The organism is Polyangium sp. 6x1 (genome assembly GCF_029946515.1).
Lineage (GTDB): Bacteria > Myxococcota_A > Polyangia > Polyangiales > Polyangiaceae > Polyangium.
Genome location: NZ_JARZHH010000018.1, coordinates 164,406 through 176,498, shown reverse-complemented (window position 1 = coordinate 176,498; position 12,093 = coordinate 164,406). Strand labels below are relative to the sequence as shown.

Sequence of the window (12,093 nt, the reverse complement as noted above, 5' to 3'; positions counted from 1 at the left end):
AAGAAGGGCAACGGGGGCCCCACGAGCGGGCTCGGGGGCCTCGGCGGCGGCGGCGGCGGCCGCGGGCGCGCGGCGCCGACGGCCACGGCGCCGGCGCGCGAGCCGCCGATGGTCAACCAGAAGCCGAAGGACGACTCCGGCCTCGATCGGCTGGCCGCGCAGTACAGGAACTCGCGGCGTCAGGTGGTCGTCGAGGGCTATGCCGACGGGCGCGACGGCGACAAGTACGGCGCCTCGCTCGAACGGGCGAACCGCGCCCGCGAGCAGCTCATCCGCGCCGGGCTCGATCCCTCGCAGGTCGTCGCGGTGGGCAACGGCATCCAGGCGGGCCGCGCGGGCGGCGTGCGGATCGTCGAGGCGCCGGAGGAGGCCCAGCAGCAAGGGCAGATGCAGAACACGGCGACCCTCGATCCGAACGCGGCGGCGCCGAAGAGCGCCGAGCCGATCGGCACGTCGCACTTCGAGTCGCCCACGCCGATGACGGTGCCGCGCCTGACGAGCGCGATGGTCTCGATCATGAGCGAGGAGACCGAAGGCGGATTCGTCTATTTCTACGATCCGGAGAGCACGCGGGGGAACACGTCGTTCCCGTTCCGCGCGGTGCGCCTCAAGAACCCCACCGACTCGGTGCTGGAGAGCGGGCCCGTGACCGTGTTCGGCGAGGGCCGGTTCATCGGCGAGGGCATGAGCGATCCGATCCCGGCGCGCTCGTTCGCGTTCGTGCCGTTCGCGCTCGACCGGCAGATCGTGGTGGAGCGCAAGGACGACACGCGCGACGAGATCGCCCGCATCCTCAGCGTGCAGCGCGGCGTGTTCTCCACCGAGGTCCGCCACACGCGCAAGAAGACGCTCGTCATGACGAACCGCCTGCCCGACACGGCGACGGTGTACGTGCGGCACACGGTCGCGCCCGGGTTCAAGCTGTCGAAGGGGCCGCAGGCGCAGGAGCGGTTCGGCGAGTCGTACCTCTTCAAGGTCGAGATCCCCGGCGGCAAGCAGGTCGAGGTGGACATCGAGGAGGCGACGCCGCTCTTCAAGACCACCGACGTCCGCAGCACGGTGGGGATGGAGATGGTGCGCGTGCATCTCTCCAGTGCGGCGGCTGCGGGCCCGCTGAAGGAGTCGGTCACGAAGCTGCTCGAGCTCCAGAAGGAGATGGCGAACCTCGAGCAGCGCATCACGACGTCGCGCGAGCAGATGGCCGAATACCGGCAGCGCCTCGACGAGCTGCACGCGCAGATCGTGACGCTCAAGGTCGTGAAGAGCGGCGGGCCGCTCATGCAGAGCCTCGAAAAGAAGATGCAAGAGGTGAGCGATCGGATCTCGAAGGCCACGATCGATCTCGTGGCGCTTCAGGAGAAGCTCATGCTCGCGCGGATCCGCTTCCAGGACGGCGTCTCCGAGCTCTCGCTGGAGAAGGAGACGGCGGGTACGGACGCGAAAGACCCTTCGACCACGAAGATCTAGCGCCCAAAGGCGCGAAGCCATCTTTACACCCTCTCCCCGAGGGCTGTACGCTCCGCCCTGACTCGCAAACAGGGACGGTGCACGGATGAACCCAGGCGGTTACGGTGGCGGCGGCGGGGGATACCCGCCCGGTGGTGGTTATCCTCCCGGCGGTGGTTACCCTCCCGGCGGTGGAGGAATGCCGCCGGCTGGCGGGGGTGGTGGCTGGGGGCCGCCTCCGGGCGGTGCGCCGCCTGGCGGAGGTGGTGGCTGGGGACAACCTCCGGCCGGCGCTCCGGGCATGGGGGCGTATGCGCCTCCGCAGGGTGGTTATGGGCCGCCGCCCGGCCCGCCCATGGGCATGATGGGCGCCGGCGTGCCCGGCATCGGGCAGCGCGTCATGTTCAATGGCGACGGCGGCAAGCTCTTCGGCACGTATCTGCTCTTCGCGATCGTGCCGGCCATCGTCGGCTACTTCGTCTTCGGCATCTTCTACGGCATCGGAATGGCCATCGAGGCGGCCGCGCGGACGGGCGGCTTCATCATGATGGCCCTCTCGTTCATCGGCATGCTCGCGCTGTTCGCGGCCGTGCTCACGGGCTCGGTGCTGTTCTCGAACAAGTTCTACGGCTTCTATTACGAAGCGCTCCAGCTCGACGGCCAGCCCTGCCAGTACACGGGCACGCCGCAGGAGCTCGCGAAGGTGATGGTCATCAACGCGCTCCTCACGGCCGTGACCTGCGGCATCTACACGCCGTGGGCGATCGTGAAGACGAAGGAGTACGTGCACAGCAGGGTGCTCGTGAACGGGCAGCCGGGGCGGCTCACGTTCCACGGCGACCCGGCTTCGCTGCTCGGCACGTACATCCTCGGCATGATCCTCGTGTATTGCACGTTCGGGATCTACGGCCCCTGGTTCGCGAACAACATCTTCGCGTTCATGTGGGAGAACACGAAGTTCGACGGCCGGAACTACCAGTTCCGCAAGGATCCGGGCGGGTTCTTCGGGACGTACCTGCTCACGATCATCCTGTCGATGCTCACGTGCAACATCTATTACCCCTGGGGTATCTGCAACATCCTCAAGTGGGAGGCGGAGCGCGTCGCCTGACGCGTTCGATCGCATGCGCGAGAGCGCCGCAAAGCGGCTCCGCTTCGCCCTGCCGGCGCTCTCGATAGCCTCCCTCCTCGCCCTCCTCCCCCAAAGCACCTGCATTCTCCGCCTCACGCTCGGGCTCCCCTGCCCCGCGTGTGGCCTCACGCGCGCGGCGCTCTCGCTCCTCAAGCTCGATCTCCCGGGCGCGACCGCCTTCCATCCGCTCGCGCTGCCGCTCGCGCTCGTGGCCGTCGCCACGGTCTTCGCCGCGCTTTTCCTCGACGACGCGCGATGGAAAAGGTTTGGCAGGGACGTCTCCGGCGGCAGCGCGGTCGCGATCGTGGTCGTCTGGGTGCTGCGGTTCCTCGGCCTGTTCGGGGGGCCCGCGCCCTGACCGTCACGCGGCGCGGCAAATGACTCCATAGAAAAATCCGCTCGGGCATGGCGCGCGTAGACGCAAAAACAAGGAAAAGTCCCTTGTTCTCTGCTCTGACACGCGTGGTAGGATTACAAACATGCCCATCCTCGAGCTCAAGGTAGCTTCAGGCGCGGATCTCTCCGTTCGTCGCTTCACGGTGGAGGAGAGCGTCTCGGCCCTCTCCACGATCGCCGTGTGGGCCCGCTGCGAAGATCCGGACGTCGATCTCGAGGGCATCATCGGCAAGGACGCGTCGCTCAAGATCGTGCACGGCGTGCGCTTCGTCGCCGGGCTCGGATCGCGGACGTGGAAGGGCGTCGTGACGCACGTCGAGCAGGTCCACGGCGTCGCGCCGCTGCCGGGGCAGAAGGCCGAATCGACGTACTTCCTGCGCATCGCGCCGAAGGCCTGGCTGCTCACGCAGCGTCGTGGTCATCGCATCTACCAGCACCTCTCGATCCCGGACATCGTCGACAAACTCCTCGGCGAGTGGGGCATCACGCCCGTCTGGAAGATCGATCGCGGCACGTATCCGAAGCTCGAATACAAGGTCCAGTACGGCGAGAGCGACTACGCGTTCATGAGCCGCCTCGTGGAGGAGGCGGGCATCGCGTTCACGTTCCCCGACGAGGCGGGCACGAACATCACGTTCCACGACAAACTGGAGAAGGGGCCGAAGCGCGGGGGTTTGCCCATCTCGTACATCGAGGAGCCGAACCAGGAGTCGGAGAAGGAGTTCGTGACGAACGTCCGGCTCTCGCACGAGGTCCGGCCGGGGCTCCACACGCAGCGCGACTACGATTTCCGCAGGCCCTCGTACGAGCTGAACCAGCAGTCGCCGCGCTCGGCCGCGCCCGAGGACAAATACGAGCAATACGTCTACCAGCCGGGCTCGTTCCTCTCGGAGACGGGCAAGGCGGACGGGAACACGCCGGTCGCCGACGACAAGGGCGTCGCGCGGCACGAAGAGAAATACGGCAAGGGGCGCGCGGATCGGGCTCTGCTCGGGCGGCGCATGGGCCGGAGGCAGGTCGCGGTCGACACGAATTGCCCCGACCTCGCGCCGGGCATGATCTTCAACATCGGCCACCACCCGCATCCCGAGATCGGCGAGGGCTCGGATCTGCTCGTGATCGATCTGCGCATCGAGGGCAGCCCGCAGGACGAGTGGAGCATCTCGGCGCGGAGCGTCTACACGGACGTCGTGTACCGGCCGCCGATGCGGACGCCGAAGCCGAAGCTCAACAACGTGCAAAGCGCGACCGTGGTCGGCCCGCCCGGACAGGAGATCCACGTCGACGAGTTCGGCCGGGTGCGCGTGCAGTTCCCGTGGGATCGCGAGGGCACGTTCGACGACAACAGCTCGTGCTGGATCCGCGTGAGCCAGGGCTGGGCGGGCACGGGCTACGGCATGATCGTGATCCCGCGCATCGGCCAGGAGGTGCTCGTCGGCTTCCTCGACGGCGATCCGGACATGCCGATCATCACGGGCCGCGTCTTCAACGCGACGCAGATCGTGCCGTACGAGCTGCCGAGGTACAAGACGCGCAGCACGTGGAAGAGCAACTCGTCGCTCGGCGGAAATGGCTTCAACGAGATCATGTTCGAGGATCTCAAGACGCGCGAGCTCGTCTGGATGCAGGCCGAGAAGAACCTGCGCAAGTACGTCAAGAACGACGAGATCATCACGATCGGCCACGATCGGCACAAGTACGTCGTGCGCCACGAGGTCGAGTCGACGAGCGGCACGCGCACCGAGGTGACGAGCGTCAACCGCGTCGAGATCACCGACAAGGATCGGACGCTCTTCGTCGGCGGCGGCAGCTTGAAGCTCATCAACGGCGACGAGCACGAGATCACCGACGGCAACATGCAGCTCCTCATCCAGAAGGATCAGGACATCGTCGTGAAAAAGATGCGCCGCGAGCGCGTCGAGAAGGACTCGAGCCTGTACGTGATGGGCAACCGCAACGAGCGCGTCGACGGGACGCTCTCGCTCACGGTCGACAAGAATCACTACGAGAAGATCGCCAAGAACGCGGCGCTCGAGGTCTCGAAGGAGATCCACCTCAAGGCAGGCAGCTCGATCGTGATCGAGGCGGCCAAGGATCTGACCTTGAAGGGCCCGGGCGGGTTCATCCGGATCGATTCGGGTGGGGTGACGATCAAGGGCAACCTCGTGCGCATCAACAGCGGCGGCAGCGCGGGCAGCGGGTCGGGATCGAAGCCGATCGTGCCGGACGAGGCGAAGCTCGCGGTGGTGGACGAGCCGGAGCGCCCGAAGCCGATCGATCTGCGTGTCGAGGGCATCGGACAATAGGAAGGGGAAAAGGTCATGCCTGCTGCTGCGCGAATCACGGACATGCACGTTTGCCCCAAGGTCGATCCGGGCCCGAAGCCGCACGTCGGCGGGCCGGTGATCAGCGGCGAGCCGACGGTGCTCATCGGCTACATGCCGGCGGCGCGGGTCGGCGACAAACTCATCTGCATCGGGCCGCCCGACTCGGTGTCGGAGGGCGAGCCGACGGTGAAGATCGGCAAGAAGGACGCGGCGCGAATGGGGGATCCGACGTCGCACGGCGGCAAGATCGTGGTGGGCTGCCCGACGGTGAACATCGGCTCGTCGCCGCAGGCCGAGACGCTCCGCACGAACGAGCCCTTCTGCGAGGAGTGCGAGCGGGCGAAGCAGGAGCGCGAGGCGGCGCGAAAGAACCGCGGCGAGAGCTGAGCCATGCAGCGGGCGATCGTCGAGCTTCGGTGGGGATCTCTCGGCGGCACGAAGAAGGTGCTGTCGCCCGGGGACACGCTGCGCGTCGGTCGGAAGGCCAAGGCGCAATGGATCATCCCGGACAAACAGATGTCGGGGGTGCATTTCGAGGTCGCGTACGACGGATCGAGGGCCTGGGTGCGTGACCTCGCGAGCGCGACGGGGACGCTCGTGGGAGGTCAAAAGATCTCGGCGGAGGAGGAGCTCGGAAACGGGAGCTGGATCCGCGCGGGCGAGAGCGACTTCATGGTGTACCTCGAGGGCGCGACGCCGCCGGAGGAGGACGAGCTCGAGCGGCTGCTCGCGGAGGATCCGGAGGACCTGCCGCCGCCGGAGGCGCGCTGGATGGCGCACAACCGCGAGCGGGCGATCCGCGACAAGCAAACGAAGGCGGCTCGAAAGCAGGCAGCGCTCGAACGATTGCAGAAGGTCGAAGGGCTCTACGTGGTGCTCGACGCGGCGCGGGCGGATCGGATCCTGACGCTCGTGCGGGAGTCGGTGGATCCGTACCGCTCGCTGTACGAGGGCATCGACGGCCAGGCGCTCGAGCACGTGGCGCCGCACCTCGTCGAATTGCAGCCTTCGTCCTCGCTGCTCGCGCGGCTCGTGGAGGAGGGCTGGGGGAATCGGTGGGGGATCTTCATCGAGTTCGCCCACGGGTGGAAGGAGCTGCGGCGGCACCTCCGGCGCTTCTTGATGGTGGCGGACGCCGATACACGAAAGAAGTATTATTTTCGGTTCTACGATCCCGTCGTCTTGCGGGAGTTCTTGCCGACGACGACGCCGAAGCAGCGGGCGGAGCTCTTCGGCGAGATCGGGGCCTTCCTGCTCGAGGACGAATTCGGGCAGGTGGCGCGGTTCGTCCCGGAGGTGGGCTGATGCTCCTCGTCACGAAGAACCAGCGGAGGGACGCGGGGTTCTCGGCGTTCGTCGATCGCATCGTGCGGCACATGAACCTGCATTATCGACGCGACGTCATGCTGATTCCGCCGGACGTCCTGCGGCGGCGGGTCGCGCATTGCATCGTGAAGGGGCGCGAGCGGGGCTTCACGTTCGAGCGCAGCCTGGCCGTGTTCACGGCGCACATGATGCTGATCAACCCGCGATTCCACGAGCAGAGCGCCATCACGCGGCTGCTCGCGGACGGGTCTTTGCCCGAGCAGGAGCGCCTCGAGGGGCTCGTCGGGGAGATCTCGCCGCGCGCCTGGGACGAGGCGGAGGCGATGTGCGACGCGGCGGAGTACTGGCGAATCGTGGATCGTGAGATGGCCGATCCGGGCAGCGAGGAGTGACGTATGGGCGACGCGTTCATGAGGGCGCTTGCAGCGCTGGAGAATGGACAGGGCTTGCCGCTCGAGTCGCCGTGCGGGGAGGCGCGCTGCCCGCGCGGCCGCATCCGGATCGGCATTTTCTTCGACGGCACCGGCAACAACATGTGGACCGATCTGCGCCGCGAGCAGCGTCAGAACGGCCGCCCCTTGCCGGAGGGGAACAGGGACAACGGCGCGACGAACGTCGTGTACCTGTACCAGAAATATGGCCCGAGGAGGCAACCCGTCCTCGACAAGGCGTACCATCACGGCGTCGGTACCGATTACGACGGGAATGGCGACGCGATCCCCGTCGATCCGAGCCTCGACCCGACGATGGGCCAGACGATGGACGGGAAGCCGAAGTCGCAGACCGAGGATCGGAAGGGAAACACGCGCGGCACCGCCCGCGGCCACGGCGGCAAGGCTCGCATCGAATGGGGCCTCAGGATGCTCGCCGAGTTCTACAGCTACCAGACGAACGAGCTGGCGACGGAGAAGTATTTCGACGTCTTCGGCTTCAGCCGCGGCGCGGCGCTCGCACGTGATTTCGTCAATCAGGTGCGCGCCAATCGCGTGGCGAACCTCAACAAGAAGATCACCGATTCGCAGTTCCGGCTCTACAAGCCGGACGAGATCGCGGCCCTCGACGAGTTCTACGAGTGCTTCGATCCGTCGACGATCACGCCGAAGTTCATGGGGATCTACGATACCGTCTCGATGTTCGGCTGGGAGACGGGCACGTTCTTGCTCGACGTCGATCACACGTACGTCGAGTATTGCGTCCATTTCGTCGCGGAGGACGAGTTCCGCTCCCAGTTCCCGCTCACGTCGATCTTCATGGATCCCAACTCGGACCCGGCCAAGCCGCGAGGGAGGAACGACGACCCGGCGGACCCGCGTTACCAGAACCCGCGCGATTACGCGAAGTGGATGAGCGAGATGTGGTATCCGGGGTGCCACAGCGACATCGGCGGCTCGTACCTCGATCGCACGGGGCCCACGAGGGACGACCGGAAGAAGGGCGACATCAAGTTCATCACGCTCTGGGACATGTGGCGCGCCATGAAGAAGGCCACGGTTCCCATCGAGGACATCCCCGAGCCGACGGGCGAGTGCATCCGGCTCTACCGCCTCTATTGTGATTTCCGGAGCAACAAGGACTGGGCAAACCACAAGGAACAGCCGACGAGCCAGTACATCCACTCCTTCCGGACCGAGGAGTACATGATCCGGATGTATGGGCCGGCGCCGGAGCCCGAGTATCCGGCCTTCGACATGTCGGCGGCCGTGACGGGCATGCCCACGATGGGCTTCTACCAGCCGCCGCCGCGGCGCCCGCAAAACCCGGCCTGGGCGAACATCGTCCCGCGCGTCTCGAACCCGGCATTCCAGGCCCTGCGCACGACGTACATCCACGACTCGCAGTCGGAGATGGTCAACGAGCACCCCTGGCTCTTCGCGCTCGCCCCGCGCGCGGACGAGGAGGGCGAGCTGCCGCGGCTCCAGCGCAGGGTCATCATGACGGCGGCACAGCCGAGCTATTCGAGCAGCGTGAAAGTGCGGCCCCACCACCTGCCGCCGCAGAACGGCTGAGGCGAGGTCATCATGGCTTTCTTCGAATTGAGCTTCGATTCCGGGGAGACCTCGCTCGTGGTGCGCCGCTTCTCGATCCACGAGGCGGTCTCCACGCCGTTCACGGTCTCGCTCTGGGTGCGCAGCGAAAACCCGGCCGTCGACATCGGCGCCATCGTCGGGCAGCCGGCGATCTTCAAGGTGCGCTCCGGCTACGTGAACCTCTCGGGCGGCGGCCTGCGCGTCTGGAGCGGGTACGTGAGCTACATGGAGCAGACGCACGCGGAGCACCGGCAAACCAAGGTGCTGTCGACGTACCAGTTCCGGATCGTCCCGCACCTGTGGCTGCTCGATCAGCGTCGCAATCACCGCATCTTCCAGCACCTCTCGGTCCCCGACATCGTCGACAAGATCCTCGACGAGTGGAACGTGCGGCGCGCCTGGAAGATCGATCGGGGGCAATACCCGAAGCACGAGTTCCGGGTGCAATACGGCGAGAGCGATTTCACGTTCGTCAGCCGGATCCTGGAGGAGGCGGGCATCGCGTACACGTTCCCGGACGTGGATGACAATGGCTCGCTGCTCACCTTCAACGACCAGCTCCACAAAAACCCGCCGCGCCCCGGGGCGCCCGTGCCTTACGAGCACAACCCGACGATGGAGGCCGAGCGGGAGTTCGTCTCGAAGATCTCCCTCGTGCGTGACGTGCGGCCCGGAGCGCTCGTGATCCGGGACTACGATTTCCGGCGGCCCGATTACCCGCTCTTCGGGGAGGCGCCGAAGGCGGGGGACGAGGCGCGGTTCGAGCAATACCATTACATCGCCGGAGGCATGTTCGTCGAGGCGGGGCGCGGGGGCGATACGCCCATCGCGGACGAAAAAGGCATCGCAAGGCACGATCAGCCGACGGGCACGAAGCGGGCGACGCGGGCGCTCGAGGCGGCGCGGGCCGATCGCGGCGGCATCGCCTTCGAGAGCAACCTCAATGATCTGACCCCGGGCGTGGTGTTCCAGATCGACCACCACCCACACTCCGACGTCGCGCGGCCGATGCTGACGACGGACACGATCCTCGAAGGCTCGGCCGAGGGGGAATGGAGCGTCTTCGGCCACGCGGTCTTCGCGGATGTGCCTTATCGCCCGCCGCTCGTGACGCCGCGGCCCGAGGTGCTCGGCGTGCAATCGGTGCGGGTCGTGGGGCCCGCTTCGGGGCTCGACCTCGATCAGGCGGTCGACGTCGACGAATTCGGCCGCGTGCGCGTGCAATTCCCCTGGGATCGGGAGGGCCTCTACAACGACAACAGCTCGTGCTGGATCCGCGTCGTCGAGGGCTGGGGCGGCACGGGCTATGGCTGGCTGAACCTGCCGCGCGTGGGGCACGAGCTGCTCGTGACGTTCATCGAGGGGGACCCCGATCGCCCCGTGCTCGCCGGACGAGTCTACAACGCTGAAAAGCCGGTCCCCTACAAGCTGCCGGAGCACAAGACCGTCAGCACGTGGAAGAGCCAGTCGATGCCGGCGATGAACGGCTTCAACGAGATCAAGTACGAGGACCAGAAGGGCGAAGAGCTCTTTTACATGCAGGCGGAGAAGAACCTCCGCAAGCTCGTGAAAAACGACGAAGTCGACACCGTGGGCCGCGACCGCGACAAGATCGTGCAGGCCCTCTTGTTCGAGAACGTCGGCGGCAACCGCACCCAGCACACCGAAGCCGAGCGGCACGAGATGACCGGGCGGCTGCACCACACGCACACCTTGGGCAATCGCTGGCAGCTCATCCGGAAGAACGAGGTCGAGTACAACTTCACGCACCGGCGCCTGCTCGTCAAAAAGGACATGGACGCGGTGGTGAAGGGCCACAAGCGCGAGCGCACGGAGTGGGACCTGCACCTCCGCACGAAGGAGAACCGCAAAGACCGCACGGGCAAGGATCACTCGGTCTTCGTGTACCAGGAGAAACACGAGAAGGTCGGCGGGAGCTACGCGCGGGAGACGGGCAAGGAGATCCATTACAAGGCCGGCCAGAACACCGTCGGCGAGTCCAGCGACATCACGCTGAAGGGGCCGGGCGGGTTCATCCGCATCGACGCGACCGGCATCGTCATTTCGGGGACGAAGGTCGACATCAACGTAGGCGGCTCGCCGGGGCACGGACACGGGTCCCACCCGAAAGAGGTCGCGAAGGCGGAGGACGCGCAGCCGTCGATCGGGCAGGTGCACGCGCAGCCGGACGCGCCGGTGTTCGCCAAGATGAAGTCGATGTGGGACGGGCTCAAGGCCGCCCTCGCGACCAAGCCCGAAGACCTGCGTTATGCGGCGCTCCAGCGGAAGAACTACCTGAACGAATTCGCGAAGGTCGCCGATGTCTCCTCGAAGCCGAACGGGGTGATTCTCTGGTCGGGAGGCCTCGACTACGCCGGGGCCATCGCAGAGGACGTGGCGAAGCAGCGCACCGCCGCGGGCACGCCGTCCACGAACCTCGAGTCCACGCCTGCCGGGATCGAAATGACGAAGATCTCCGCAGACGACCCGCGTGAGGTCAAGCACGAGGCGTGGACGATCCTGTCACGCAGGTTCGCCGCGGGCGCGAGCGGCGAGGTCACCGTGGTCCTCGCGGAGATCCCGGTCGCGATGGACAAGGTGGTCCGTCAAGAGATCGAGGAGCTCGCCATGAACCCGAACGTGACGGACATCCGCGTGTTCCAGATCCAGGCGAGCCCCACGGGGCAATACAAAGACGCGAGCGGGAAGACGTACGAGCTCGTCCCCGTGTCGATGGAAAAAGCGCTGGCCAAACCGGCCCCGGCGCCGCCGAGCGTCGAGGCGCCGAGCGAGGACGACGAGGAGCAATCGTCATGAGCGAAGCAGGGTCCGAGGCATTCAGGCGGTTCGTCGAGAGCGTCGAGGGAAAATCCCTCCAGTGGCGAGAGGACGTCGACGTCGCCGCGCTCCTCTCGCTCGAAGGAGAGGAGCGCCGCGCGGCAGAGGAGCTCTTGATGCGAGAGCTCGACGAGAATGATACACGCGCGCCCCGAGCGCTCGCCAAGGCAGAATGCCGCGGCGCGGTCGCGCCCATGAAGGCCGCGCTCCCGAAGGCCAGCGGACGGATGAAGGTGGCCATCGCGCTCGCGCTCGCGGAGCTCGACGCAGGTCCCGCCGATCCCATCGTGGCCGAGGTCATTCGCTCGGGAGATAACGACAGCGCGCCAGCCGCCATGGCCGTCGCGCGCGAGATGCGCTCCCCCGAGATTCGTGACGCGCTCACCTGGGCTTGCATGCATCATCCGACGGCCACCGCGCGGTCGAGCGCGGGCTCGATTCTCCTGTATGCGTCGGGCGCGTCGAATGATCCCTTCGTCTGGCACCTCCGGCCGCTGTATCTCCAGCTCGGCTCGGAGGACGAAGCCACGCGCCGGAAGGCCTTCGTGGCGATCTGCGAGATCGCGCAAATCGACCCCTCGCTCGCCGATTCCTGATTTCC

At 66.6% G+C, this 12,093-nt stretch carries 10 protein-coding genes; all 10 read left to right on the top strand.

All coding sequences use genetic code 11. The features are described from left to right. The coding region (locus QHF85_RS19295; protein ID WP_281328696.1) for an OmpA family protein at nucleotides 1-1,467 on the top strand (1,467 nt) is incomplete at its 5' end. Nucleotides 1,468-1,552: 85 nt separating this feature from the next. Beyond that, entirely contained in the window at nucleotides 1,553-2,557 is a 1,005-nt protein-coding gene (locus QHF85_RS19290; RefSeq protein ID WP_281328695.1) for a DUF898 family protein, read from the top strand. Between the two features lie 13 nt (nucleotides 2,558-2,570). Further along, nucleotides 2,571-2,936 carry a DUF2752 domain-containing protein gene (locus QHF85_RS19285; protein ID WP_281328694.1) on the top strand — a complete coding sequence of 122 codons (366 nt, stop codon included), beginning with the start codon at nucleotides 2,571-2,573 and terminating at the stop codon, nucleotides 2,934-2,936. A 121-nt stretch (nucleotides 2,937-3,057) separates the two neighbouring features. Then, complete coding sequence (tssI, locus tag QHF85_RS19280; protein WP_281328693.1) at nucleotides 3,058-5,280, top strand: type VI secretion system tip protein TssI/VgrG; 2,223 nt, start codon at nucleotides 3,058-3,060, stop codon at nucleotides 5,278-5,280. A gap of 15 nt (nucleotides 5,281-5,295) precedes the next feature. Next, a complete protein-coding gene (locus QHF85_RS19275; RefSeq protein ID WP_281328692.1) occupies nucleotides 5,296-5,688 on the top strand; it encodes a PAAR domain-containing protein in 393 nt (130 codons plus the stop codon). 3 nt (nucleotides 5,689-5,691) lie between these two features. After that, nucleotides 5,692-6,606: a DUF4123 domain-containing protein gene (locus tag QHF85_RS19270; RefSeq protein WP_281328691.1), complete on the top strand. Its 915-nt coding sequence runs from the start codon at nucleotides 5,692-5,694 to the stop codon at nucleotides 6,604-6,606. Next, nucleotides 6,606-7,019, top strand: a complete 414-nt coding sequence (locus tag QHF85_RS19265; protein ID WP_281328690.1) for a hypothetical protein — start codon at nucleotides 6,606-6,608, stop codon at nucleotides 7,017-7,019. The genes QHF85_RS19270 and QHF85_RS19265 overlap by 1 nt, the downstream gene beginning before the upstream one ends. An 18-nt stretch (nucleotides 7,020-7,037) precedes the next feature. After that, nucleotides 7,038-8,633, top strand: a complete 1,596-nt coding sequence (locus QHF85_RS19260; protein ID WP_281328689.1) for a DUF2235 domain-containing protein — start codon at nucleotides 7,038-7,040, stop codon at nucleotides 8,631-8,633. Between the two features lie 12 nt (nucleotides 8,634-8,645). Further along, a complete protein-coding gene (tssI, locus tag QHF85_RS19255; protein ID WP_281328688.1) occupies nucleotides 8,646-11,471 on the top strand; it encodes a type VI secretion system tip protein TssI/VgrG in 2,826 nt (941 codons plus the stop codon). After that, nucleotides 11,468-12,088 carry a hypothetical protein gene (locus tag QHF85_RS19250; protein WP_281328687.1) on the top strand — a complete coding sequence of 207 codons (621 nt, stop codon included), beginning with the start codon at nucleotides 11,468-11,470 and terminating at the stop codon, nucleotides 12,086-12,088. The genes tssI (QHF85_RS19255) and QHF85_RS19250 overlap by 4 nt, the downstream gene beginning before the upstream one ends. Nucleotides 12,089-12,093: the final 5 nt, after the last annotated feature.